The sequence below is a fragment of the Stenotrophomonas sp. 80084_Sma genome (genome assembly GCF_056481995.1).
Window position 1 is genome coordinate 2,593,501 of the sequence record NZ_CM151177.1, and the last position, 25,772, is coordinate 2,619,272.

Annotated in this window: 21 protein-coding genes; 14 read left to right on the plus strand and 7 right to left on the minus strand. The window is 65.7% G+C overall.

What is annotated here, in order from left to right; all coding sequences use genetic code 11:
- Nucleotides 1-5 precede the first annotated feature (5 nt).
- Nucleotides 6-1,361, minus strand: coding sequence for a ComEC/Rec2 family competence protein (locus ACZK3W_RS12060; protein ID WP_478449934.1), 1,356 nt, complete (start codon nucleotides 1,359-1,361; stop codon nucleotides 6-8).
- A 222-nt stretch (nucleotides 1,362-1,583) separates the two neighbouring features.
- Here ACZK3W_RS12060 and ACZK3W_RS12065 point away from each other — a divergent pair, with 222 nt between their 5' ends.
- From ACZK3W_RS12065 to ACZK3W_RS12080, 4 genes are all read left to right on the plus strand, one after another.
- Nucleotides 1,584-2,723: an SPFH domain-containing protein gene (locus ACZK3W_RS12065; protein ID WP_197615904.1), complete on the plus strand. Its 1,140-nt coding sequence runs from the start codon at nucleotides 1,584-1,586 to the stop codon at nucleotides 2,721-2,723.
- A gap of 20 nt (nucleotides 2,724-2,743) precedes the next feature.
- Nucleotides 2,744-4,096 (plus strand): membrane protein, encoded by a 1,353-nt coding sequence (locus ACZK3W_RS12070; protein ID WP_049461047.1) that lies wholly within the window; start codon nucleotides 2,744-2,746, stop codon nucleotides 4,094-4,096.
- On the plus strand, nucleotides 4,093-4,350 hold the full coding sequence (locus tag ACZK3W_RS12075; protein WP_032127215.1) for a hypothetical protein: 258 nt from the start codon (nucleotides 4,093-4,095) through the stop codon (nucleotides 4,348-4,350). Before ACZK3W_RS12070 ends, ACZK3W_RS12075 begins: the two co-directional genes overlap by 4 nt.
- A 276-nt stretch (nucleotides 4,351-4,626) precedes the next feature.
- Complete coding sequence (locus ACZK3W_RS12080; protein WP_197615905.1) at nucleotides 4,627-6,291, plus strand: tyrosinase family protein; 1,665 nt, start codon at nucleotides 4,627-4,629, stop codon at nucleotides 6,289-6,291.
- A gap of 53 nt (nucleotides 6,292-6,344) precedes the next feature.
- Here the strand turns inward: ACZK3W_RS12080 and ACZK3W_RS12085 are convergent, their stop codons facing one another.
- The gene (locus ACZK3W_RS12085; RefSeq protein WP_478449936.1) at nucleotides 6,345-7,241 is read right to left on the minus strand and encodes a tyrosine-protein phosphatase; all 897 of its coding nucleotides are present in this window, start codon (nucleotides 7,239-7,241) and stop codon (nucleotides 6,345-6,347) included.
- 17 nt (nucleotides 7,242-7,258) lie between these two features.
- Nucleotides 7,259-9,547, minus strand: coding sequence for a TonB-dependent receptor domain-containing protein (locus ACZK3W_RS12090; RefSeq protein WP_197615907.1), 2,289 nt, complete (start codon nucleotides 9,545-9,547; stop codon nucleotides 7,259-7,261).
- Nucleotides 9,548-9,670: 123 nt separating this feature from the next.
- Here ACZK3W_RS12090 and ACZK3W_RS12095 point away from each other — a divergent pair, with 123 nt between their 5' ends.
- Nucleotides 9,671-10,315 carry a TetR family transcriptional regulator gene (locus ACZK3W_RS12095; RefSeq protein ID WP_197615908.1) on the plus strand — a complete coding sequence of 215 codons (645 nt, stop codon included), beginning with the start codon at nucleotides 9,671-9,673 and terminating at the stop codon, nucleotides 10,313-10,315.
- 47 nt (nucleotides 10,316-10,362) lie between these two features.
- On the opposite strand, the gene ACZK3W_RS12100 is transcribed toward ACZK3W_RS12095, so the two are convergent.
- Nucleotides 10,363-10,617: a hypothetical protein gene (locus ACZK3W_RS12100; RefSeq protein WP_032127210.1), complete on the minus strand. Its 255-nt coding sequence runs from the start codon at nucleotides 10,615-10,617 to the stop codon at nucleotides 10,363-10,365.
- Between the two features lie 226 nt (nucleotides 10,618-10,843).
- Between ACZK3W_RS12100 and ACZK3W_RS12105 the strand changes: the two genes are divergently transcribed.
- From ACZK3W_RS12105 to ACZK3W_RS12115, 3 genes are all read left to right on the plus strand, one after another.
- Nucleotides 10,844-11,803: a cation diffusion facilitator family transporter gene (locus tag ACZK3W_RS12105; protein WP_032127209.1), complete on the plus strand. Its 960-nt coding sequence runs from the start codon at nucleotides 10,844-10,846 to the stop codon at nucleotides 11,801-11,803.
- Nucleotides 11,804-11,875: 72 nt separating this feature from the next.
- Nucleotides 11,876-12,502, plus strand: coding sequence for a DNA-3-methyladenine glycosylase (locus ACZK3W_RS12110; protein ID WP_125894809.1), 627 nt, complete (start codon nucleotides 11,876-11,878; stop codon nucleotides 12,500-12,502).
- A 115-nt stretch (nucleotides 12,503-12,617) separates the two neighbouring features.
- Nucleotides 12,618-14,327 carry a PAS domain S-box protein gene (locus ACZK3W_RS12115; protein WP_197615909.1) on the plus strand — a complete coding sequence of 570 codons (1,710 nt, stop codon included), beginning with the start codon at nucleotides 12,618-12,620 and terminating at the stop codon, nucleotides 14,325-14,327.
- Between the two features lie 77 nt (nucleotides 14,328-14,404).
- Here ACZK3W_RS12115 and ACZK3W_RS12120 read toward each other — a convergent pair whose 3' ends face one another.
- Nucleotides 14,405-16,348 carry a MacB family efflux pump subunit gene (locus tag ACZK3W_RS12120; protein WP_197615910.1) on the minus strand — a complete coding sequence of 648 codons (1,944 nt, stop codon included), beginning with the start codon at nucleotides 16,346-16,348 and terminating at the stop codon, nucleotides 14,405-14,407.
- Nucleotides 16,349-16,350: 2 nt separating this feature from the next.
- Nucleotides 16,351-17,532 (minus strand): efflux RND transporter periplasmic adaptor subunit, encoded by a 1,182-nt coding sequence (locus ACZK3W_RS12125; protein ID WP_197615911.1) that lies wholly within the window; start codon nucleotides 17,530-17,532, stop codon nucleotides 16,351-16,353.
- A 236-nt stretch (nucleotides 17,533-17,768) separates the two neighbouring features.
- Here ACZK3W_RS12125 and ACZK3W_RS12130 point away from each other — a divergent pair, with 236 nt between their 5' ends.
- The 4 genes from ACZK3W_RS12130 to ACZK3W_RS12145 all read left to right on the plus strand — a co-directional run bounded on the left by ACZK3W_RS12130 (nucleotide 17,769) and on the right by ACZK3W_RS12145 (nucleotide 21,300).
- On the plus strand, nucleotides 17,769-18,335 hold the full coding sequence (locus tag ACZK3W_RS12130) for a hypothetical protein (protein WP_478449938.1): 567 nt from the start codon (nucleotides 17,769-17,771) through the stop codon (nucleotides 18,333-18,335).
- 53 nt (nucleotides 18,336-18,388) lie between these two features.
- Entirely contained in the window at nucleotides 18,389-19,105 is a 717-nt protein-coding gene (locus tag ACZK3W_RS12135; protein ID WP_132810195.1) for a response regulator, read from the plus strand.
- A 3-nt stretch (nucleotides 19,106-19,108) separates the two neighbouring features.
- Nucleotides 19,109-20,185, plus strand: coding sequence for an ATP-binding protein (locus ACZK3W_RS12140; protein WP_121503630.1), 1,077 nt, complete (start codon nucleotides 19,109-19,111; stop codon nucleotides 20,183-20,185).
- A 188-nt stretch (nucleotides 20,186-20,373) separates the two neighbouring features.
- Nucleotides 20,374-21,300 (plus strand): ABC transporter six-transmembrane domain-containing protein, encoded by a 927-nt coding sequence (locus ACZK3W_RS12145; protein ID WP_197615912.1) that lies wholly within the window; start codon nucleotides 20,374-20,376, stop codon nucleotides 21,298-21,300.
- Nucleotides 21,301-21,727: 427 nt separating this feature from the next.
- On the opposite strand, the gene ACZK3W_RS12150 is transcribed toward ACZK3W_RS12145, so the two are convergent.
- Nucleotides 21,728-22,342 (minus strand): TetR/AcrR family transcriptional regulator, encoded by a 615-nt coding sequence (locus ACZK3W_RS12150; RefSeq protein WP_125894821.1) that lies wholly within the window; start codon nucleotides 22,340-22,342, stop codon nucleotides 21,728-21,730.
- 170 nt (nucleotides 22,343-22,512) lie between these two features.
- On the opposite strand from ACZK3W_RS12150, the gene ACZK3W_RS12155 reads away from it, so the two are divergent.
- The gene (locus ACZK3W_RS12155; RefSeq protein ID WP_197615913.1) at nucleotides 22,513-23,349 is read left to right on the plus strand and encodes a siderophore-interacting protein; all 837 of its coding nucleotides are present in this window, start codon (nucleotides 22,513-22,515) and stop codon (nucleotides 23,347-23,349) included.
- Between the two features lie 195 nt (nucleotides 23,350-23,544).
- A complete protein-coding gene (locus tag ACZK3W_RS12160) occupies nucleotides 23,545-25,722 on the plus strand; it encodes a TonB-dependent receptor (RefSeq protein WP_478449940.1) in 2,178 nt (725 codons plus the stop codon).
- Nucleotides 25,723-25,772 lie beyond the last annotated feature (50 nt).

Consider the following 25,772-nt stretch of genomic DNA (forward strand, 5'->3'; position numbering starts at 1 on the left):
GAGTCCTATTGCACGTGCGGCAGGCAGATCTGCGCAGAAGTGACAACTCCACATCCACATTCTGGCTGGGTTCCAGCGAGTGGAATGTACTTGTGGCCATGAACGTTGCCGCATCGGCCACAGCTATGTCTTGCATCCGTGCGAGTTACGAACCAGCCGTTGTTCAGCGCATCGGCGATGGTTTGGTCATGGGGCACGCTCGGGTAGGCATTCTCATACGTCGACAGGACCATGCGGCCCGGGCCCCGCACATTTGGTGTCGCTCCGAACTGGATATAACCGCCGTGGTGTGGAGCGACTACAGCAGTTACACCGTCCAAAGCGTTTGAGTCAAATGAGCCGTACTCGGCGTCACCACACAGCACAGCGACGGCGCGCGCAGACTCAACCCTGAGTGCCAGCGAGCTGTTGTTCTTCAGGTAGCTCTGGGTGTTCGGTGAGCCGGCGGAGGGCGAACAGGACCATATTCCGATGCTCGCCCCCTGAATGTGGACACTCCCTTCAGGCCAGACGAAAAGTGAACCATTACTCGCTAGCGTCCGCAGGAAATGAATGTGGCTTCCCCTGTACAGAACACCCTCTGGCAGACGGACAATCCACTTCCTTTGCAGGGCACTATCGCGATACTTCGGGGCTGTTTTCCAGTACTTTTCTGTTGAGTCCCAGGCCGCCCCACCGGACTCCACAGCAAACAGCCAATGGTCCTGATCCAGATGAGAGAGCACGACTGGTTCAGCATGATTGAACGCAAGAGGATTGAAATTGACAAGCAGTGGTTTGGTTCTGGCCTTGAGCCCAATCGGGCGGCCGAAATCAAAGAAGAGGCGAGGATGTTCGTTGCAATCGACAACCGCGTTGAAGTTTGCCTGGCCTACATCATAGATCGCGATGCCATGGGGTGCTCCCGCTTCTGCATTCTTCAGCAGTTTTCTGATGCCAGCCTCACTTGCAGGCCTGCCGACGGAAAACCTGCCTATTGTTCCGCAGACCTCAACATCTTGAGGCGACATCTTCTCAATCGTCATGAACAGCTGCTCTCGCTCGCCGTCACCACGATCGTCCAGAACGGCCGTTGACACCGGGATCGCCCCGTTGGAGGGAGTATCGGAGAGTGTGATCAGCTGGATCGTCTCATACAGAAGCTGGTCGGTTGGCCCCCTCCCCTCTTCCGCATATGCCAGCAGGAAATCAAGGGAGGGGAGATCCGCCCCTGACTCCAGATAGTTCTTCGCTCCATCTACCGGAATCGCATCAATGAGCAACGGCGCCCCTCGATCTTCTTCGCCTTCCTCTGGCTCGTTCAACGGTTCAATAAGCGCGTAGTACTGCGCACTACGCCCTTCGGATATGTGGCGTTGCATGCTCTGCACCCTCCTTGGCTAGACCCGACACAGCGTCGGCTGGGACGTCATTGCCCCTCCACCGATTAGGCCCGGAGTCGGCGGCAGAATCAACGACCGGACTATTACAGAGGTTCCACGGTGCCCATTCACCCACCGGCACCACAGCCGCCCCCGGCCACTGCTATATTCAGTCCAGCTCGGCAGGCATGGTGCCTGCCCTCGAATCACAGGGAGTTGGTCATGGGTCTGGTACAGGCGGTGAAGGGTGCGGTTGGCGGTGTGCTGGCCGACCAGTGGAAGGACTTCTACACCGTGCCGGCGGGCCTGCCGTCCACGGCGGCGCTGTTCGCGGCGGTGCCGCAGGGCACCAATGCCGGCCGCGGCTCCAACACCAGCGGCTCGTCCAACATCATCACCAACGGCTCGAAGATCATCGTGCCGGAGGGCTACGGTCTGCTGCTGTTCCAGGACGGCGCGATCACCGCGTTCGTTGCCGAACCGGGCGGCTACGAGTGGCGCTCTGACGATCTGAACTCGCAGTCGATCTTCGCCGGTGACGGCCTGGTCAGCACCTTCATCAAGCAGAGCTGGGAGCGCTTCAAGTTCGGCGGCCAGCCGGGCTCGCAGCAGGCGGCCTACTTCGTCTCGCTGAAGGAACTGCCGGACAACCGCTTCGGCACCCAATCGGAAATCTACTGGGACGACGGCTTCCTCAATACCCAGGTCGGCGCGGTCACGCGTGGTTCGTACACGCTGAAGATCGTCGACCCGATCCTGTTCGTGAAGAACTTCGTACCGGCCAGCTACCTGCAGCCGGGACAGGTGTTCGACTTCACCGATCTGGACAACGCCGCGGCCAGCCAGCTGTTCAATGAAGTGGTCGGTTCGCTGGCGCCGGCCTTCAGCCTGTATACCAACGACCCGAGCAAGGGCAACCGCATCACCAAGCTGCAGCAGGACTCGCTGGGCTTCGCGCAGAGCCTGTCGGCTGCGGTCGAACAGGGTTACCAGTGGAAGTCCGACCGTGGCCTGGCCATCGTCAAGACCGCCATTGTCTCGATCGAGTACGACGCCAATACCCGCGAGCTGCTGAAGACCTTGCAGCGCGCCGATGCCCTGTCGGGCTCGCGCGGCAATTCCAACCTGCAGGCCAGTGTCGCCCAGGGCATCCAGTCGGCTGGTGAGAACGGCGGCGCGGCCGGCCTGGTCGGCGTCGGCATGGCCTCGGGCATGTTCGGAGTGGGTGGCATGCAGCAGCCGGTCACTCCGGCCGCGGATGACCCGGTCGCCAAGCTGAAGAAGGCCAAGGAAATGCTGGACCTGGGCCTGATCACCCAGAGCGACTATGACGCCCTGAAAGCCAAGGCACTGGGCCTGTAACAGCAGGACGCACAACGAACATGTCCGATCCCCGAAACGGCCCACCGCCGCTGCCCGGATCCGCGCCCGCGACGCCGCCGCCCTTGCCGGCGGCGTCGTTGGATGGGCCCGGTTCGCCGCAGGACGTCCCTCCCCTGCCCGGCAGCTTCCCGCTGGACACCTCGAAACTGCCACAGGCCATCCGCGATGAAGTGGAAGCGCCCGATCCTGTGGCCATCGATACTTCGGCCAGCGAGCTGAAGGACGGCCTCAACCGCTGCCCGAAGTGCGGCGCCACCGACATCCGGCCCAAGGCCGGTACCGATATCCTGGTCTGCCTGTACTGCCGTCACGAATGGCATGGCGCACGCGTCGAGGAGGAGTTCGGGCTGGGCGAGGCCATCGACCAGCTGCGCGGCACCGTCATCGCCTCCGGCGCACGCGACATCGATGCCGACACCTCGGCGTTGATGACCTTCAAGTGCACGGGCTGTGGCGCAGAAGTCACGGTCAACACCGAAAGTACGATGACGGCGCGCTGCCACTGGTGCCGCCATGTGTTCGGCGTCAACGAGCAGATCGCCAACGGCGCGGTGCCCGATGCCGTCCTGCCCTTCCACATCAAGAAGGACGATGCGGTCGCACGCATCCGCCAGTTCGTCGACAAGCGCCGGATGTTCGCGCTGAAGGCGTTCAAGGACCAGTTCACCCCTGAAAACGTGGTGGGCGTGTTCCTGCCCTACATGATCGTCGACAGCAATGTCAGCGCTGCGGTGGCCGGCAAAGGCGAGATCAAGACCCGTGAGTACACGGTCGGCAGCGAGAAGAACAAGCGCACCCTCTACGACGCCGATGTCTACCAGGTCGAACGCCAGGTCGATTTCACCGTCGACGATCTTCCGCTGGAATCCTCGGCCGAGCGCGGCAACCTGGATACCCGCGCCAACACCAACAACATCATCAACACCATCCTGCCGTTCGATACCAAGAACGCGGTGAAATGGAACGCCTCCTACCTGGCCGGCTTCACTTCGGAGAAGCGCAACCTGGATGTGGAAAAGCTGCGGCCGCGGCTGGAAGACCAGCTGCTGTCGATTGCCCGCGCACAGGTGGAAGGCTCGGTGAAGCGCTACAACCGCGGCGTGCGCTGGGAGCAGGAACAGCTGGAGGTGCATGGCACCCGCTGGGTGTCGATGTACCTGCCGGTCTGGCTGTACTCGTACCATCAGCCTGGCAAGAACGGCGGCATGCTGCACTACATCGCGGTGAACGGCCGTACCGGCGAAACCATGGGCAGCGTGCCCGTGCAGCAATGGAAGATGCTGCTGGCGGCCCTTGCCACCGGCACCGTCATTGAAGCCCTCGCAATTGCCTTCCTGGTGGCATCGACATGAGCGACGACAGTGGCCTCTGGCTGTTGGCGGCAGGTCCGGCCGGCGCAACCGCGCTGTACTGGGCGTTGTACCGCTATTACCGCAACACCGACAAATCGCATTCCTTCGAGCACGAGACCGAAATCGAGGCGCAGCCCGTGACCGGTTCAGACCAGCAGGTGGGCCGGGTCACCGGCACCGAGGAAAAGCGCATACGCGGTGACAACGTGTACGAGTACCGGAAACGGGTGGCAAGGGTGAAACCCGACCAGTAGAGCCAGGCCATGCCTGGCTGATCGACAACGTCGCAACGACGACGGTGAACAGCTTCAGCCGGGCAGATGTGTACGCGCCTGCGACTGTGGCCTGCTTCGCAGATCAGCTCTGTTTGCCATGCCTATACTACCGCCGCTTCCACCCCTGCCATCGTTGCACCTGCTGGTGGAAGCGGCGGGGCTGGATGTCCCCGTCGGGCCGGCCGCCATGCTGCCGCCGGCCCTGCCAGTGATTTGTAACCCAACGCGGTTCAACCAATCACCAGGGGGAAGGCTATGCGCTACACACGTCGTGATTTTCTTGCCACCACCGCCAGCGCTTCATTGGCGTCACTGGTAGCACCCGGGGCCTGGGCCAGCGGCGCCGCACCGGCCGGAAAGGCCGCGCAGGCACGCTACCACCGCTACAACGTCACCAGCCCCGAAGGCCAACGCATGCTGGCCAGCTACGCGCGTGGCATCAAGGCCATGTTGGCACTGCCGGCAGACGATCCACGCAACTGGTTCCGCAACGCCTTCGTGCATCTGATGGACTGCCCGCACGGCAACTGGTGGTTTTATGTCTGGCACCGGGGCTATGTCGGCTACTTCGAACAGACCATCCGTACGCTCAGCGGTGATCCGCAGTTCGCCATGCCCTACTGGGACTGGACCGAGCTGCCACGGATTCCCCCGGCGATGTTCGACGGCGTATTGACGCCCACTGACAGCGCCTATGCGCCGTATACCCGCAACCTGGCGGTCTTCACCCGGTTCATGCGCCCGGCGTTGCAGCGCTACTGGGACACGCTGGATGCAGGCCAACGCGGCCAGCTCAAGTTCCGCGGCTACCTCACTGCAGACGATGTCTGGAACGATGTGACCGGCTACAGCGTCGCGGAAAAGACCGGCATCTCGGGCAATGCGGCCTATGCGATCACCTGCGGCGCCCGCTACCTCTGGCGCGAGAATCCCGGCTTCGATGCAAAGACCGCTTCGGCCGTGTCTCCCGACACCATCCACGCGGGGCTGTCGCCGGTCGAGTTCTACAACGACGATGTCAGCCGCAGCTTCACCAGCTCGCGTACGGCCTCGCACGTGGTGCAGCCTGACGGCGCCACGAAATTCTCGGTACTGGAAGGATTCCCGCACAACAAGGTGCACAACTGCATCGGTGGCGTCGGCGCGGTCGATCCCGGCCCCTACGGCAACATGACCAACTTCCTGTCACCACTCGATCCGATCTTCTACCTGCACCACGCCAACATGGACCGCCTGTGGGATGTGTGGAACCAGCTGCAGCAATCCCGCGGCAAGCCGATCATGCCCATCAACGTCGACCAGCGGCGTCAGTTCATGAACGAACCGTTCCGGTTCTTCGTCGATGCACAGGGCAAGCCCGTTGGCGAGCGTCCGGCCAGTGCGTTCTTCTCCACCACGGCCTTCGACTACGACTACGTCTACGCGCGCCGCAACGACATGCTGGAGGCGGTCACGCTGCCAGCAGCTGCCGGCGCGGTGCGGCTGGTGCGCGGCACACGCTCCGATGGCGCCGTCCGCGTGGCTGTCCCCAATGAGGCGGTGCGCGCGCACCTGACCACATCGGGCCCGCGCCAGTTGATTGCCGAAGTGACCCTGGAGCGACCACACGGTTTGAACAATACGCGCGAGTTCGACGTGCTGATCAACGCACCGGCGGGCACCGCCTCCGTGGCGGCCGACAGTCCGTACTACGCCGGCACCGTATCGTTCTTCGGGCCGACCATGGCCGGGATGGATCACAGCCACCCAACCACGTTCGCGGTGCCGCTGCCGCAGAAACTGGGGGCCCTGCAGGCACTGAATGCCGCCGATGGGGGAACGACCACGCTGGAGATCCGCCTGGTCGCATCGTCCGGCCAGGCACCGCAGACGTTCCCGGTACTGGATGCCGCCATCCTGGTAGCACCGCAGCAGCCGTGATGACGCACGGCAGGTGCCGGGCTGTCCGGCACCTGCCTTCAGCCTGGCAGTCTTCAGCCGGCCTGCCCCAGCCGCACCTTCAACTGCTGGATCTCCTGCTCGCTCACTCCGATCGACTTCAGGTACCCTTCCGCACCACCATACTGGCTGTGCAACGCCGCCAGGAACTGCTCCATGTTGTCCGGTGCGGTACCGGCCATACCGGCCATCTTGCGGGCGATCTCGGGGTTCTGCTTGACCAGCGCCATGATCTGCGCGTTCATCGCGCTGTCCTTCGGCTGCCCTTCCAGGTAGTGCGCGGAGATCGCGTAGTTGTGCACGATCTCGGACTTCGGCACGCCGGCCAGATCCAGCAGCAGGGCAGCGATGATGCCGGTGCGGTCCTTGCCGGCCGTGCAATGGAACAGCACGGCACCGTCCTGCTGCGCGGCGATGCGCTGGAACACCTGCTTGAACTGCGGCTGGCTGTGGCCCAGCCACTGCACATAGGCTTCGCCCAGCGAATCCGGGAAACTGGTCATCATCTTCTGTAGGTCCATCTTCTCGGTGCCCATCAGCGAAATGCGCTGGTAAGCAAAGCGATCATCCCTGGCCAGCAGGTCCGGCGACTGCGCCTCTTCATCGGCAGTACGCAGGTCGATATCCAGCTTCACGCCGGCCGCGGCCAGGGCATCACGGTCGGCATCGGTGAGGCGGCCGAGGTCTGCGGTGCGCACGAACGCATCGGCCGGAATCGGACCGTGGCGGCCCTGCAGGCCGGCGAAGGTACGCACGTTCCAGGCGCCCTGCAGCGGGATCACACGCTGCGCATCGGCAGCGACGGGCTTCACGTTCGCAACGGCCGTCGGCTTCGCGGCGGCGACCTGCGGCGCATCAGCGGCAGCAGCCGTCGCAGCCATCGGCAGGCTGAGCATCAGGGCCAGGACAAGTTCGGTAGAGCGGTGCTTCATGGAATTCTCCGTTCGAATCAGAAGTTGACGGCCATTTCCAGGCCGAAGGTACGCGGGTCGTTGAAGATGCCGCTCTGGCCCAGCGCCGCGCTGTTGATCTTGTAGAACAGGTGCTGCTCATCGAGCAGGTTGCGTGCCCACAACGAGAACGACATGGTGGTGCCAGTGCTGTTGACCGGCACATCCACCAGCGCCACCCGTGCGTTCACCACGAACGAGCTGTCGGTCAGCATCTGGTCGTACTCGCTGGTGTAGTAGCCATCGGACCAGTTGCCGTCCACATGGAACTTCAGTGCCGAGAAGTTCGCGAACGGCAGCAGGTAGTCCACCGACAGGCTGCCGGCGTTCTTCGGCGCCAGCAGCGGCTGGACCGTTACGTGCACCCCTGCACCGAACGGGTCCGTCGCGGTCTGCGCGTCGATCTTCGTATAGGCGTAGTTCAGGCCCAGGGTGAGGTTGTCCACCGGCATCACGTTGAACTCCAGCTCTGCGCCGCGCGACTTGCCATCGCTCAGTGCATTGGTGGTGACCATGGTGGTGCGGGTTTCGCCGCTGTTCGGGTCGAACGGCAGCGAGAAGTCCATCTGCTTGTGCGCGATGGTCGAATCGAACACCGCCAGGTTCAGGCGCGCGCGGTTGTCCCAGAACTGCGATTTGAAGCCCAGCTCATAGGCCGTCACTTCTTCAGGACCGAACGCGCTGTAGTTGGTCGAGCGCGAGTTGGCACCGCCGGCCTTGAAGCCGGTGCTGTACTTGGCATAGACCATCGCGTGCTCGCCGAGGTCGTAGGCGATATTGACCATCGGGTCGAAACGGCTCCAGCGATCCTTGAACGCAAGGTTGGTCCCCGCACCATTGACGATGTACAGGCTGCCCTTCTTGTCATCGCGGGTATAGCGGCCACCCGCTGTCAGGTGCAGCCGCTGCATCGCTTCCGGGGTCCACGTGGCCTGGCCGAAGACGCCCAGGCTGTCGGTCCAGGCCTTGCTGGCGCGATCGATGCGTACCCGCGAGAGATCCAGCGGGTTGGTCGCCGGATTCACGGTGTAGCTGTTGCCACCCGGCCCCCAGACCAGCATGTTCGGGGTCTGCGCATTGTCACCAGCGGTCTCGTGGTAATAGAACGCACCGCCCAGGAACTGCACCTGCGAGGTGTTGCCGATCAGCTGGAATTCCTGGCTGTACTGGTGCTGGTAGACCTGGGCCAGGCTGTAACGCCCGAAGGGTGTGCCTGCGCCACCATAGGCCGAAATCGCATCGACCAGCCCCATGTCGAACTGCCCCTGGGTGAGTTCACGGTAGGAACTGATCGACTTCAACTCCAGGTTGTCGTTCAGCGTCCACGACAGGTTCAACAGATGGCCACTGGTCCGTCCGATGTTGTCTTCCTGCGGCCCGCCCAGGATGGTGCTGTCGCGCCGATCCTGGCTGGCGCCGGCCTTCTGCAGGGGGCTGAGGTAGGCGCCTGGCACCAGCACCTGGGTGTGATATGGCGTGGTGGCATCATAGGAGCGATCGAACGCGTACAACAAAGAGAAGTCATCGCTCGGCTGCCACAGCGCACTCAGGCGGGCGCCGCGCTTGTCGTAACTGTTGAAGTCGCGCTCGCCGCGCATCGGATTGTCGGTGGTGCCGCCACGCTTGGCCTGCACGGCGTCGATCTTGAAGCTGACATCGCCCACCTTGGGCAGATCCAGGTGCAGCGCACTGTTGTAGCCGCTGAAGTTGGACACGCCCGCGCTGACGTTGCCGCCAAACTCGCCGGTCGGCGCCTTGGTCACGATGCTCACCGCGCCGCCTTCGGTATTGCGACCGAACAGCGTGCCCTGCGGCCCCTTCAGCACTTCGATGCGCTCCACGTCGTAGAGCATGCTGCCCAGGCCCTGCGCGCGGCCCATGAACACCCCGTCGACGTAGATGCCGACGCCGGCATCGCGGGCCGGTTGGTTGGCGTCGCCGGAGGCACCGATGCCACGGATACCGATGTTCAACGCAGAGCTGCGGGTGGCAAACGGCGTGACCCGCAACGACGGAATGGAGCCATCAGACAGGCTGCCCAGCGAGATCGCGCTGCGGTCCTTCAGCGCTTCGGCATCGACCACCGACACCGATATCGGCGTCTCCTGCAGGTTGGTGGCGCGTTTCTGCGCGGTCACCATCACCTGGTCGAGGGCAACCACGGTACGGGCCGCGTCGGCGGATGCCGTGGCCTCGGCGCTGGGATTGTCTTCGGCGTGAGCCAGCGCCGGCAGCGCAGCGGCGATGGCGAGGGTAAGCAACGGGCGGTGCTGCGGGAGGTGGCGCATCGGACTCATTCGCGGAAGGAGAAGGCCGGCGCAGTCTGGGAGGCGGGAATTACAAATGAATGACCGTTCATTCACACCTTTTGTGACGTACTATCCCGCCTCTGGACGCCCCGACTTCATGCAATGACGCCGAAAACCGCCGTAGCTGCACCCGCTGACGCCCCTGCCGCCGCCCATGCCGAAGCCCAGCGCCGGCGCATCCTCGACGCCGCCCAGAAGTGCTTCATCACCCGTGGTTTCCATGCCGGTTCGATCGGCGATATCGCTGCCGAGGCCGAGATCAGCCAGGGGCTGATGTACCGCTATTTCGCCAACAAGCGCGCCCTGATCCTGGCCCTGATCAAGCGCCAGCTGCGCCACGACCAGGCCTCGATCAGCGAAATGCCGGCGGCGTCCGATCTGATTGATGGGCTGCTGGAGTGCTACCAGCAATGGGCACGCGGCGAGGTGCTGCCGATCCACGGCAATGCCATTGCCAGCGTGGCGCTGTATGCGGAAATCAACGCCGAGGCACACCGCGACCCCGTCCTGGCCGAGGTGCTGCGTACCCATGACAAGCAGACCAGCGCCGCGATCCATGCATGGCTGCGCCAGCGTGACGTCAATCTGGGCCGCGCCGTGGACGAAGAGCGGATTGCCAGCCGAACCCTGCTGCTGCGGCTGCTGGTGGAAGGGCTGGCGATGCGTGCCGTGCGCGATCCGGACCTGCCGCCGGAACGGGTGCGGGCGCTGCTGGCCGATGCGATTGGTCGTGTTATGACGGATTGAACGGTAGTGCCGGCCGCTGGCCGGCACCCCGGGCAAAAACGGTGGTATCAGATGAAGAAACGGGCAGGCAGAGCCTTATGCACGGCCTTCGCGCGCTCGCCGAAGTACCAGGTCGCCAGCGCGAGGAACCCGATGACGATCAGCAGCCCGTATCCAGGGCGTCCCCAGCTTGCGATCGGGCCTGCGCTTGCCGCTACGAAAAATTTGCCACCCGCAGCGAGCAGGAGGGTGTTGGAGATCCGCGCGACGCTGGCGCAGAGCAACAGACTGAGGAGGGCGGACCAGGAAAATTTGTGATTCATCGAAGTCTCTTCAGGTTACGGAGAATAGTCAACGTCGCTTCGAACACGGTTGGCCACGAGGACTGACCCCAGCGTAGGGCCTGGCGTCTGCATTCCTGCCCCCTAACCGGCTTGATCGCAGCGGCAGTTGGGCGCCTGCCCGGCCCCGGCACATCGGACACGTGCACATCTCAGGGACATGCCCGTCCGCAAGATCAGGCATCCACCTGCCCTCCCCCTTGCCTTGATGTCTGCCCCCACCGGTTCCCGTCTGGTCATCTACGCCGCCCTCGCGGGCAACCTGGCCATTGCCATCGCAAAGTTCATTGCCGCCGGCATCTCCGGCAGCTCGGCCATGCTCAGTGAGGGCGTGCATTCGCTGGTCGACACGTTGAATGAACTCCTGTTGCTGTACGGTCTGCGCCGCGCCGGCAAGGCGCCAGACCCCGTGCATCCGTTCGGCTATGGCCGTGAGCTGTACTTCTGGAGCTTCATCGTCGCCCTGCTGGTGTTCGCGGCTGGTGCCGGCGTCTCGGCCTACGAGGGCATCCAGCACATCCGTCGGCCGGAACCGGCCAGCAACCACGCGCTGAGCTACAGCGTGCTGGGCATTTCCATCCTGTTCGAGGGTGCTTCCTGGTGGGTAGCGCTGCGGGAATTCCGGCGTACCAAGGGCAAACTCGGCTACTTCGAAGCATTCCGCCGCAGCAAGGACCCGTCCACCTTCACCGTGTTGCTGGAGGACAGTGCCGCCCTTCTGGGCCTGGGCTTCGCGCTGATTGGGCTGCTGGCCGCCCAGCTGCTGGAAATGCCGGTGCTTGATGGCGTTGCATCACTGTGCATCGCCGGCGTGCTGGCCGCAACCGCCTTCCTTCTGGCGCGTGAGACCAAGGGCCTGCTGGTCGGAGAACCTGCCCACCCCGCGGTGGCCGAGCGGATCATGGCGGTGGCCGAAACCGATCCGGACCTGCGTCGCGCGAACGGCGTGACCACCATGCAGATGGGGCCGGAACAGGTCGTGGCGATGCTCAGTGCCGAGTTCGAGGACGATCGGCGGACCCCGCAGATTGAAGCCTGCATCACCCGCATCGAAACGGCGGTGAAGCGGGAGTATCCGGAACTGGTTGCACTGTTCATCAAGCCGCAGACGCCCGAAGTCTATGCCGCGCGGCGCGCGGCACTGGCCGCGCCGCCTGCGCCGGAATGATGCTGCGTCTGCGCCCGTTTCACCTGACCGATGCCACAGTGCCACCGTCTTTCACCCGAGCCTGCCACTACCGTGCCGGACTGGTTGCCCGCTTCACTGCAGATCCTTCCGCGCCGCTTCTACCAGCGCCCTTCGACCGACGTTGCGCCCGAGCTGCTCAACAAGCTGCTGGTACGCAACGATGGTCGCGCGGCGCGTATCGTTGAGGTCGAGGCCTATGCCGGCAGCATCGATCCGGCCGCGCACTCCTATCGCGGGCAGACGCCACGCACCGCCAGCATGTTCGGTGAGGCCGGCCATCTGTATGTCTACTTCACCTACGGCATGCACTGGGGCAGCAACGTGGTCTGCGGCGAAATCGGCGAGGGCGTCGCCGTCCTGCTGCGGGCCGCCGAGCCGATGGCGGGGCTGGAACGAATGCGCGAACTGCGCCCGGCGGCCCGACGTGACCATGATCTGGCCAGCGGCCCCGGCAAGCTCTCGCAGGCCTTCGGGCTGGACCGCGGCTTCGATGGCGCAGACCTGGTGACCGGCAGCCACGGCATTGTCATTGCCTGCGATGGCGTGCCTCCCCCCGAGGATCCGGTGGTCGGGCCCCGCATCGGCATCACCCGTGCGGTGGACTTTCCCTGGCGTTGGCATGTTCGCGACCACCGTCACGTTTCGGTGCGCCCCTCGCGCGGGCCCCGCAAGCCCTGACCGGGACGCGTCACGTCGGCGTCACCCCGTCGTGGCGATACATAACGCGCTACGCACTAGCGTGGTGCATGACAGCCGCCGAAGCCGCCCTCGCCCCCCAGCCTTGAAACGCGCCATGGACGAAGCCGAACGACTGCTTGAACTCGACCGCCTGCACCTGCTCGACACGCCACCAGAGCCTGTTTTCGATGCGATCGTCGCCGCCGCGCGTGCCGCAACCGGCATGACCATGGCTCTGATTTCAGTTGTTGCCGACGAGCGCCAGTGGTTCAAGGCCAACATCGGGCTGGAAGGTGTCAGCGAAACCGCGCGCGAGATTTCATTCTGCACCCATGCCATACAGCAGGACACGCTGTTCGAGATTCCGGACGCGCGCCAGGACCCGCGCTTCGCCAGCAATCCACTGGTCACCGGCGGCCCGCGCATCCGCCACTACGCGGGGATCTCGCTGGGCTCGGCGCATGGCGCGCGCATAGGAACGCTGTGCCTGCTCGACCCGATGCCGGGCGTTCTGTCTCCCTCCCAGCGCGAATTGATGGTGCATCTGGCCCGGGTCACCACCCAGGTGCTGGAGCAGCGCAGCACGCTGATGGCCCAGGTCGGCCAGGCCAAGGCCCTGCATCGTGAGCTGAAGCGCAGCGAGGACTTCCTGGAGCGCACGAACCGCGCGGCCCGGGTGGGTGGCTGGGAAATGGACCTGGTCAGCAACGAGGTCCGCTGGACCCGCGAAACCAAGCAGATCCACGGCGTGCGCAGCAACTTCGAACCGACGCTCGAAACTGCGCTCTCGTTCTATCGCGAGGACAGCCGAAACATCATCCGCACGGCGGTGCAGCGTTGCATCGATGAAGGCACGTCGTGGGAGGTGCAGCTGCCGATGACCACCGCCGACGGACGAGCCATCTGGACCCGCGTGGTTGGAGGCCGGCAGCAGGTCGATGGCCGGCCGCGGCTGGTCGGGGCCATACAGGACATCACCGAGGAGCGCGCCGCGCTGGATGCACTGGAAGCAAGCGAAACCCGCTACCGGCGGTTGTTCCACTACAGCCTTGGCCTGATCTGCACCCACACGCTGGAGGGCGTGCTGACCTCGGTGAACCCAGCGGCCGTGCAGTCACTGGGCTTCGATGAGAGCTACATGATCGGGCGCAGCTTGTGCGACCTGATGCCGCCGGAGAAGCGGGCCGCGTTCAAGGCGTATCTGGAACGCATCGCAGTCAACCACACCGATGCCGGCGTCATCGAGCTGATCGCCGCCGATGGTACCCGGCATTTCTGGGCGTATCACAACGTGCTCGACAACGAGGCCACCCCACCCTACGTGCTCGGCCATGCGCAGGACGTCACCGCACTGCGGATGCAGGAACAGCAGTTGCGCGAGATGTCCTTCAAGGATCCCCTCACCCAGAGCTACAACCGCCGCTTCCTGCCCCGCCTGGACGAACTGATCGACCAGCCTTGGGCTTGCCTGATGTTCGATCTGGATCATTTCAAGCAGATCAACGACACCCAGGGCCATGCACGGGGTGACACGGTGCTGGTCGAGTTCGCCGCCTTCCTGCGCGCTCCACTGGGGTCAATGGAAAGCGTAGTGCGTATGGGTGGCGACGAGTTCATGGTGGTGCTGACTGCACCGGAACCGGGACGGCTGGCCACGCTGGAGCAGTGGTATGCGCAGCATGCCGGGCAGTCACCCACACCCTTCTCGCTGGGCGCGACCCACCACGCACCCGGCGAGACGGTGGCCGACACCCTGCAGCGCGCCGACAGCCGTCTGTATCGCGAGCGTGCACGCGTGCGCACGCATCCGCGCCCCTCATCCTGAGGCTGCTCCTGTGAAGCCAAAGGCAACGGCTCCTGCCGTTGCCTTCGGCTCCACAAATGCCTGCACCGGGCCTGCGCCTACTCCGCTGCCAGCGCCTGGATCGGGTCCAGTTGTGCCGCGCTGCGCGCCGGGAAGTAGCCGAAGCCAAGCCCGATCGCAGACGAGCACGCCAGCGCGGCGAGCACCGGCCCCGCCGTGAACAGGAACGGCACACCCAGCGACAGCAGGCTGGACAGCGCACCGACCCCGAACGCGAACAGCACGCCCAGCACGCCACCGAACAGGCAGATCAGCACGGCCTCGATCAGGAACTGGCGCAGGATGTCGCCCTGCCGCGCGCCCACCGCCAGGCGCACACCGATCTCGCGCACGCGCTCCTTCACCGAGACCAACATGATGTTCATCACCCCCACCCCGCCAACCACCAGCGCCACGGCGGCAATGGCGGAGACCAGCGCGGCCATGGTCTGGCTGGACTTCATCACCGCCTTGCGGATCTGGTCGGCGTTGTAGATGAAGAAGTCACGACGGCCATGCAACCGCTCCAGCTCGGCACCCAGCGAGGCTTCGGCGGCGTTGGTGGGCACGTTGTCGCGCACACGCACCGTGATGCTCTCCAGGCGCTCGCTGCCCAGCAGCCGCGAGGCCGCCGAGGTATACGGCACGTAGACCGTCGGGGTTGCACCGCCCACGAACGCATTGGCCCCGACCACACCGATCACCTCCACCGGCATGCCGCCCAGCAGCACCGTGCTGCCGATCGGGCTGCCGCTGAACAGCGCTTTGGCCGCCTTCTGGTCAACCACGCCCACGGCACGGTGCGCATCCACTTCGGCGTCGGTGAAGAAGCGGCCGGCCTTCAGCCGCAGCCCACGCACGCGCGGCATGTCGGCGCCTACGCCCAGCACCTGGGTGTTGGCACGCCGATTGCCTTGCAGCGCCGCCACCGATCCGCTCAGGTTCGGGCTCACGCTGTCCACGTAACTCAAGGCCGCAAGATGGTCCGCATCGCCCACCACCAGTGTCTCGATCTCCGCCGAGCGCGGGTCACCGAAATCGGCGCCCGGGAAGATCTCCAGCGTACTGGCGCCCAGTTCGTTGATCTGTGATTCGACCTGCGCCTGTGCACCCTTGCCCAGCGCAACCACGGTCACCACGGCCGCTACGCCGATGATGATGCCGAGCATGGTCAGCAGCGTGCGCAGGCGATGGGCCAGCATCGAGCGCACGGCCATGCGCGCGGCTTCGCGAACTGCGTCCATGCGTGCGCGGCGCTCGGTGACCGGCGACGCGTCGCGTTCGGTCCCGGAAGTTTCAGCCGCAGCACGCGATCCCCGCTCGCCGCGGTCGGCCACCACCCGGCCGTCAGCGATCTCGATCACCCGCGCCGCGTTGGCGGCGATCGCTGCATCGTGCGTCACCAGGATCACCGTGTGGCCCTGTGCATGCAGGCGCTTCAGCTCGGCCATCACCTGCTGGCCACTGGCGTGATCGAGCGCGCCGGTGGGTTCATCGGCCAGCACGATCGCGCCGCCGTTCATCAGCGAACGGGCAATGGACACGCGCTGCTGCTGGCCGCCGGACAGCTGGCTCGGCCGGTTCGCCATGCGTTCGCCCAGCCCCAGCGTTTCCAGCAGCGTGCGTGCACGGGCAGTGCGCACGTCCGCCTCCACGCCGGCATAGACTGCCGGCAGCGCCACGTTCTCGGTGGCACTCAGGTTCTCCATCAGGTTGTAGCGCTGGAAGATGAAGCCGAAATGCTCGCGGCGCAGGCGTGCCAGCGCGTCCGGCGCCATCTGCTCGGTGGCCTCGCCGTTCACCCGATAGCTGCCGTCGGTCGGCCGGTCCAGGCAGCCAAGGATGTTCATCAACGTGGACTTGCCCGAGCCCGAGGGGCCGATGATGGCGATGAACTCGCCGGCATCGATGCGCAGCGAAACGTCTTTCAGCACCACCACCTCGCCGGCAGCGGAGCGATAGGCGCGCGATACGCCATGCAGTTCCAGCAGTGCGTCGGCCATGCTCACATCCCCAGCAGGCTGGTCGGTTCGGATTCGCCGCCGCTGGGCGCCTGGCCGACCACCACGTTCTCACCCTCGCGCAGGCCGGACAGGATCTGCACGGCGGTGGCGGTGCGCAGGCCGGTCGTCACCGCACGTTCCTGGGCGCGGCCCTTGGTGTCGAGCACGCGCACGGTTCCACGGCTGCCGTCCTTGCCATCCGAATCGGTCAGCGCCGTCAATGGCACCTGCAGCGCGTTGGCAACCCGTGCCAGCTGCAGGGTCACCTTCACCGTCATCGAGGGCTTCAGCTTCAGGCCGGGATTGGCCACGTCGAACAGGCCGGCGTAGTACACCGCCTTCGGCGTCTGCGCAGAGCCACCCGCATTGCCGGTGGCGACGTCGGCAATCGAGGACGGCGCCGGTTCCAGCTGCTGCAGGTGGGATTCATAGCGGCGGCCGCTCGGCCCCAGTGTCGAGAACCACAACGGTTGCCCCGGTGCCACCAGCTCGACGTCGGCCTCGGCGATCTCGGCGCGCACGGTCATCGTATCCATCTGCGCCAGCATCACGATGGTCGGCGTGGTCTGCATCGAGTTCAACGTCTGCCCGGCCTTGGTGACGATGGCCACGATGTAGCCGTCGCTGGGCGACACAATGCGGGTATAGCCCAGGTTGATCCGTGCGGTTTCGACCTGGGTCACGGCCTGGTCGATCTGCGCCTGCAGCGCGGCCACCTCTGAGCGTGCCGCATCGCGTGCCACGCGTGCGGCTTCGAAACCTTCCTGTGACACCAGGCGCGACGCCACCAGCTGCGACTGCCGCTGGTAAGCGCGACTGGCCTGCGCATAGCGAGCCTCGCTGGCGGCATGCTGGGCACGCAGCGTATTGGTAGCCGCCTCGGCGCTGCGCAGTGCGATGCGCTGCGGCTGCGAATCGACCTCGGCGATCAGATCACCGGCTTGTACGCGCTGGCCCAGCACCACATGCAGGCGCTTGACCTGGCCGGACACCTGCGCACCCACCGCCACCAGCTCCTTGGGATGGACCCGGCCGACCGCCTGTACGGTCTTCTCCAGATCCGCCACCCTTGCCGGCGCAGTGATCAGCGCGGCATCATCGCCGCCGGCGAACGCCCACCATCCAGCGCCGGCGGCCAATGTGGCCACCGTAGCGGCAATGATCCAGGTCCTGCGGTTGCTCATCGAAACGCCCGGCTGCGTGCAGTCGCCCAATGCGACCGCCGAAACCGCAGTCTGGAAGCCGCGGATGGACGTTTCTTGGAGCCACTGTGGAGATTGCATGGAGGCGCGGCAGCCGTTCAGGCACCAGCCCCGCGCCTGAATGCTGCAGCCTGCGTCCACGCAATCTCGACACAATCTCGACCGAGTCTCCATCAACGGTCGCTAGCCTCGTCGGCCTCGCCGACTGCCCGCCTGCCGTGTCCCTTTCCCATCCAGACCTGCCACCCATCGATGTGCGCCGTGCCTACCTGGCGTGGTGTGCGCCTTCGCCGTGGTTGATCGCCGTCGTGTTGGCATCGACCACCAGCTGGATGCTGGCCGCGCCGGATCCGTTACCCCCGCTGCTGGCGGGCTTCGGGGCCGCCGCCCTGGTGGGGTTCCGCAGCGATGGGCCCGGTGGCACCGGCCGTTCCGGCGCTCTCGCGTCACTGGCGCTGATTGGTCTGGCGGTCTGGGCGGCAACGCACCCGGTCGCCGACGTCACCCTGCATCTGCTGCTCGCCCTAGCCACTCTCGTGGTCGTCGCCCTGCTGGCACTGCGCCTGCGCGCCATCTTGGGCATGGCCTCGCGGCTGCAGGCCCGGGTAAACACCACCCCCATGGCATCGCGCTGGAGCAAGCTGCCGGCGGCGGTGTCCACCCTGGTGCTGCAGCAGCTGCGCGGCCCAGGTGCAGTGGAACCCAGCCTGCAGCGCACGCTGGTGCTGGCCGCCCTGGCCTGGGCTGCCAACGAAGAGGCGCAGGACATGCAGTGCCGACGATGACCCTGCCCCTGATCCCGCCCTTGCCCACCCTTGCCCCGAACCCGCAGCACGCGATGAAACACGATCTCCGTACCCGACAGGCACCCTTGGTGCTGATTGCCGAAGATGAGGGCGAAATCGCTGACATCCTCAGTGCTTACCTGGCCCGTTCCGGCCTGCGCAGCGCCCGCGCCGCCGACGGTGAGGCGGCACTCGCCAGCCACCGCCAACTGCGTCCGGACCTGGTGCTGCTGGATGTGCAGATGCCAAAACTGGATGGCTGGCAGGTGCTGAGCGAACTGCGACGGATCGGCAACACCCCGGTCATCATGCTCACTGCGCTCGACCAGGACGTGGACAAGCTGACCGGCCTGCGCGTGGGCGCCGACGACTACGTGGCCAAGCCGTTCAATCCGGCCGAGATCGTCGCCCGCATCCAGGCCGTGCTGCGCCGGAGTTCCCGGCCCCTGGTCGAAGCGCCCAACGGGTTGATCCGCCAAGGGCCCTTCGAGATCGACCTGCGCAGCCACGAGGTGACCGTGCGCCATGGCGAGCAGGTGCACGAGCTGAACTTCACCCTCACCGAGTTCCGGCTGCTGGTGCATATGGCACGCGCGCCGCGGCAGGTGCATGCGCGGGTGGATCTGCTGCATGCCTGCCTGCCCGAAGGCGATGCGCAGGAACGCACCGTCGACAGCCATGTCAGCAAACTGCGGCGCAAGCTGGAGGATGTCGGCGTGATCGGCATTCCCGCCACCATCCGCGGCGTCGGCTACCGCTTCCTGGACTGACTGATGAACCCCAAAGGCAAGAGCATCGGACGCCAGATCACGCTGTCCATCACGGTGGCCTCGCTGTGTTCGACGGTGCTGTCGATCAGCGGCTTCTACCTGTTCTATTACCTCATGGAGGTGTTCTATCCGCGCTGGTACGACGAGCCGGAAACGATCATGCCATCCGGGCTGGAATGGCTGTGGATCGGATTGACCGCCACCGTGGTCGTCATCTTCGCCACGCTGGTCGCCTCGCGCCTGACCCGGCGCATCATCACGCCGTTGAACTCGGTGGCCGAAAGCCTGCGCCGGGTCGCCAGTGGCGATCTGGAAGCGCGTGCACGCGGTGGTGATACCACGATGGCCGAAGCGGCCACGCTGGTCAGCGATTTCAACTCCATGGCAGAACGGCTGAGCCGGATGTCCGAGAACCGGGTGTTCTGGAACGCGGCGATCGCGCATGAACTGCGCACGCCGATGACCATCCTGCGCGGCCGCCTGCAGGGCATCGCCGAAGGCGTGTTCGAGCCGGGGCCTGAGCAGTTCAACAGCATGCTCACCCAGCTGGAAGGCCTGACCCGCATCATCGAGGACCTGCGCGTGGTCAGCCTGGCCGAGAGTGGCCACCTGGATCTGCGCCTGCAGCGCAGCGATGTCAGTGTGCAGGTGGCCGCGGTGGTTGAAGCGATGTCCGAGGCACTGACCGAGAGTGGTTTCTCGGTGACATTGGACGCACGACCTTCGCTGGCCGACTGCGATCCTGCACGCATCCGCCAGGCAGTACTGGCACTGTTGGAGAATGCACGACGCCATGCCATTCCCTGCCCGCTGCGGGTGTACGTGACGCTGGCCGAAGGCCATTGCACCGTCACGGTGGAAGATGGCGGCCCCGGTGTGCCGGACGACCTTCGCGACAGCATCTTCGAAGCCTTCCAGCGCACGGATGTTTCCCGCTCGCGGCAGAGTGGTGGCTCCGGGCTTGGCCTGGCGGTGGTGCGTGCGATTGCCGTGGCCCATCACGGAACAGCGCTATGCCGGGCCACCGAACGTGGTGGCAGTGCCTTCGAAATCCGCTGGCCGGTGCATGCCCGCCGTTGAGGCGGTAGACACTGCCCTGGTAGCGGCCCACCTTGGTGGGCATTTGCATCGCTGAACGCCGCCGGCTTCTCCACGCAATCTCCATCGATCCTCCATGCCCGCTCCAAAGGGCTGCAGATACTGGGCGCGATCCGGGAGATGGCAGGCATCCGTCCCCTGCTCTGACTCCGACCCACCCAGGCATCCCCATGAAACCCCCACACGATCCGGCGGCCGCCGCCGGCAGCATCGGCCAACAGAACGCGGCCGCCACCCTCAAGGCCATCCTGCGCACCTACCCCTGGCAGCTCACCGGCACCTTCTCGCTGGTGGCGCTGGAAAATGCGCTGCTGCTGGCGTATCCGCTGTTTGCCGGCTTCGCGGTGGACGCGATCATCCGCGGCGACATCGGCCACGCCATCTCCTACGCCGGCGTGGTGCTGTTGTTCTGGCTGGTCGGTGCCGCCCGCCGTGCGGTCGATACCCGTACCTTCACCCGCATCTATGCCGACCTGGCGGTGAATGTGGTGCAGGCACAGCGCAGGCTGGGCCACGCCACCTCCACCTCGGCCGCACGCGTTGTGCTGGCCCGCGAGTTCGTCGACTTCTTCGAGAAGCACGTGCCGATCATCGCCACCGCGCTGGTATCGATGTTCGGTGCGGCGGTGATGCTGCTGGTGATCGAACCGCTGGTCGGCGCCGCGAGCCTGATCGCCCTGCTCGGCGCAGTGTTGTTGATGCCGTCGTTCGCACGCCGCAACGAGCAGCTGCATGGGCGACTGAACAACCGGCTGGAGCATGAGATCCGCCTGGTCGACCGGGTCAGTCCTTCGGTGCTGCGTCGCCACTACACCACGCTGTCGCGGCTGCGCATCCTGCTCTCCGATCGCGAAGCCGGTGCCTTTGTGGTAGTTGGCGCGGCGGCAGCGGTGCTGTTCGCGCTCACCATCGGCCGTCTCGCCACCACCGACGGTGTGACGCCGGGTCATGTGTACGCGGTGATGACCTATCTGTGGACGTTCGTCGGCAGCCTGGACGATGCACCGTCGATGGTGGATCAGCTGGCGCGGTTGAAGGACATCGGCCGCCGCGTCAGCCCGGGCATGGAAGATGCGGAGCGCAAGGATGTCGCTTGACCGGTAGATGCCCACCTTGGTGGGCACCGACACATCGCGGCGCCAACCAAGGTTGGCGACTACCGGGGCAACGGTGCCAACCAGGATTGGCGGTTACCTCGCGGAAGGACATCGGCCGCCGCGTCAGCCCCGGCATGGAGGATGCGGAGCGCAAGGACGCCGCGTGACCGGTAGATGCCCACCTTGGTGGGCAACGATGTATCGCGGCGCCAACCAAGGTTGGCGACTACCGGGGCAACGGTGCCAACCAGGATTGGCGGTTACCTCGCCGAAGGACATCGGCCGCCGCATCAGCCCGGGCATGGAAGATGCGGAGCGCAAGGATGCCGCTTGACCGGTAGATGCCCACCTTGGTAGGCAACGATGTATCGCGGCGCCAACCAAGGTTGGCGACTACCGGGGCAACGGTGCCAACCAGGATTGGCGGTTACCTCGCGCCTGCCGTGCGCCCGCACATCGCCAATGCACCGATGATCAACGCTTCCATGCTGCGGTCGAACTCGGCCTCCTGCGCCTTCCGATCCAGCGGGCGTCGCGTGGTATCCACCACCGCATGGCGTGAGTACACGGTGTCGGCCAACGCCACGGCGTGATAGGCCACGGTCGACAGCAGCCACGCCGCCTGCTCGAGCGGCAGATCATGCACGCGGCTGAATTCGGCATGGTGGCGCTGGATGCGCGCCAGCATCTCCGGTGTCTTCGCGCCGTGGCTGACCAGGAACGGCGCCAGGCCCGGATTCCCGTCCACCAGCGTCCGCAGTGAACGTTGGAACGCACGCAGATCCTCCTCGATGCTGCGCCGGCCAGCGGCATCCAGTGCCGGTGCCTGCCAACGCTCGAAGATCGCCTCGGCCACCAGCTCGCGCAGTGCCGCCAGATTCGCCACATGCTTGTACAGCGCGATGTGGCTGACCCCCAACGCCGCCGCCACGCCCACGAAGCTCAGCCCCGGCAGCGTCATGGCAATGCCGGCGTCGGCGATGCGCTCGCGGGTGATGGTGGGCGGTCGCCCACGGGCAGCGGTCTTTTTCGGTGCAGCCATGCGGTAACGGTTCCTGCGCGGTGCGCGGGCAAGGGCCGTCATGGTGGTCCGCAGCGACGCCGTGGTCAACGCGTCGCTGCGGTCCGTGGACAGGCCCCGGTTGCGGCACGATCAATTTAGTTTACTATTATGTAACTAATTCGCATTTGCAGTGTCCAGGATCGTTGTCGATGTCCGCGTCCCCCACTTCAATCACCCCGGCCGGGCCGCTGCGCGGCGCCGACCATGATCGCGGCCTGCAGGCGCTGCAGGTCCAGGTGGTCGCGGTTGCACAGCCGTGCGCCAGCCTGCTGCGCCTCGTGGTCCAGCTGCCGGAACATGCAGAACTCGCGCCCTGGCAGCGTGCCAACACCGCCGTGCGCATCCAGCTCGGCGCCACGTTCGGCGATGTGTCACGGATCTACACCGTGCGCAGCCTCGATCCCAACACCCGCCAGTTCACCCTGGACGTAGTGCTGCACGAGGCGCCGGGGCCGATGCTGGCCTGGGTACGTGCGCTGCGCCCCGGTGATGCCTTCGATCTGACCGGACCGCGCCACCATCTGCAGGTACCGCAGCGCGAGGGCACCTGCGCCCTCCTGTTCGCCGACCCAAGCGCCATCCCTGCCCTGTTTGCATTGCTGCAGCAGTGGCCGGCCGACCTGCGCGCAGAGGCCTGGATCGCCTCGGATGATGCATTCCCGGTAGACGAACTGCCCGCCATTGAAGGTGTCCGCGTGCTCCGCCTCGCCACCGGTGACGTGCCGTTGCTGCAGCAGGCGCGCCAACTGCGGCCGGAACCCGGCAGCACGGTCTGGGCGGCCGGCGAGCGCGAGGAAATGCGTGCCCTGCGCCGCCACTTCATCGAAACGGTCGGCCTGCCACGCGCCGACGTTGCCGTGGCCGGCTACTGGAAACGTGGCGAGACCACCACCGAGACCGACCAGCGTCGCCGCCGCAACTACGAGCGCGTGCTGGCACGCGGCGGTGGCCTGCAGGACCTCGACGACCTCGCCGACGATATCTGATCCACCCCGCAGTATCCGCGCCCCGCGCTTCGTTCCACCCAGCCACAGATCGCCCACGCACCTCGCGTGCAGCACTGCCACAGCGGCAGTGCCGTGCCCTCTGCCAGCCATTCCACAGCCCGCGTCGTCCTGCCCCTGCAGGTCACAGACGGCGCCGTGCTGGCCGATCGCACGACCCACCACACGAGAACCGCCATGTTCCTCCCCCTGCGAACCCTGCCCCTCCCACGCCGCTCGGCGCTGTCCCTGGCCGCCCGTGCGGCGTTGCTGCCCACCCTGCTGATCGCCACCGCCGCACACGCCAACGATGCACCCGATGGCGCCCGCCAGTTGCCCACCGTGAACGTGCGCGCCGACAAGACCGCACCCACCGATACCTACGCCGGCGGCCAGGTCACGCGCGGCAGCGGCGTCGGCCTGCTCGGCGAGCTCGACTTCATGGACACGCCGTTCAACACCACCCGCTACACCGCCGACTTCATCGACAACATCCAGGCGCCGGACCTGGTGCGGGTCATCGCACTGACCGACCCCAGCGTCTACAGCAGTGGCTCCAGCGGTGGCATCACCGACTACTTCAACGTCCGCGGTTTCGGTGTCGCCTCGTCGGATATCGGCTTTGGTGGCCTGTACGGGCTGATCCCCTACTACCGCGTCACTCCCGAACTGGCCGAGAGCATCGAAGTGCTGAAGGGCCCGTCCGCGCTGCTCAACGGCATGCCGCCCGGTGGCTCGGTGGGCGGTGCGGTTAACGTGGTACCCAAGCGTGCAGGCGACACGCCGCTGACCCGCTTCACCGCCAGCTACGGCAGCGACGCGCAGTGGGGCGGTCACCTGGATGTCGGCCGCCGCTTCGGCGCGGACAAGCAGTTCGGCGTACGCCTCAATGCCGTGCATCGCGACGGCGACACCGCCACCGACCACCAGCAGCACAAGACGCAGCTCGCATCGCTCGGCCTGGACTGGCGTGGTGAGCGCTCGCAGGTGTCGCTGGACCTGTTCAGCAGCCGCGACCATGTGGATGGCCTCAACCGTGGCGCCTCGCTGGCGCCCGGCCTGGCCGTGCCCCGCCCGCCGAAAGCCAGCACCCTGTTTGCACCGGACTGGACCTTCAGCACCGTCAAGGACCAGGCCGCCGCACTGCGCTGGTCGTTCGACATCAATGACTACCTGCAGGCGCATGCCAGCTACGGCCACGGCCATACCGATTTCGACTCCATCGCCAGTGCCACCACGCTGATCACCAACACCGCCGGCGACTTCCGCAACAACTTCGCCCACCAACGCTTCATCTACAGCAAGGACACCGCCGAAGCCGGATTGTCGGCGCGTTTCCGCACCGGCGCGGTCGATCACGCGCTGGCGATCAGTGCAGCCTGGTACCAGCACGACCAGAAGTTCGGCTTCAAGCGCAACCTGCTGGCCCGCGATTGGGTAACCAATATCTACACCCCGCAGTGGGGCCCTGCCATCGACCGCAGCTTCAGTGATGCGTCGCTGCCGAAGACCGCGGAAGTGCGCACCACCAGCTTCGGCATCGCCGATACGCTGTCCTTCATCGATGATCGTGTGCAGCTGACCCTGGGCATCCGTCACCAGACCGTGCTCAGCGATACCTTCGATGGCGGCACAGGCAAGCGCACCGCACGCTACGACGCCAGCGCCAACACCCCGGCCGGTGCACTGCTGTTCAAGGCCAGCGACCGCCTGTCACTGTATGCCAATTACATCGAAGGCCTGAGCCAGGGCAGCACCGCCCCGGCAACCGCCGCCAACGCGGGCGACGTGTTCCCGCCGTTCAAGACCCGCCAGCGCGAGGTCGGTGCCAAGTTCGACTTCGGCCGCTTGGCCAGCGCATTGAGCGTGTACGAGATCGAAAAGCCCAGCTCCTACACCGACCCGGCGACCAACGTGTTCTCGTTCGGAGGCCAGCAACGCAACCGGGGCGTGGAATGGACCGTGTTCGGCCAGGCCACCGAACAGCTGCGCGTGCTCGGTGGCATCGGCTGGCTGCAGCCGAAGCTGACCCGTACCCAGGGCGGCGTCAACGAAGGTCGGTTGGCGACGGCCACACCGCAATGGCAGGGCAAGCTCGGCGTCGAATGGGACGTGCCGACCGTGGCCGGCCTCACCCTCACCGGCAACGCGGTCAGCCTGTCCAAGGGCTACATCACTGCTGACAACAGCCAGTGGGTGGCGGGCCGCACCGTGTTCGATCTCGGTGCCCGCTATGCGACGCAAGCGGCCGGCCATCCGCTGGTACTGCGTGCCACCGTGCAGAACGTGACCAACAAGGCGTACTGGGCGGGCAGCCTCGGCTCGGGGCTGGGTACGCCACGCACCGCCCTGCTGTCGGCCACCATCGATTTCTGATCCTCGTTTCAAGGGCGCCACGCCATTGCGCGTGGTGCCCTGGAGAAGTG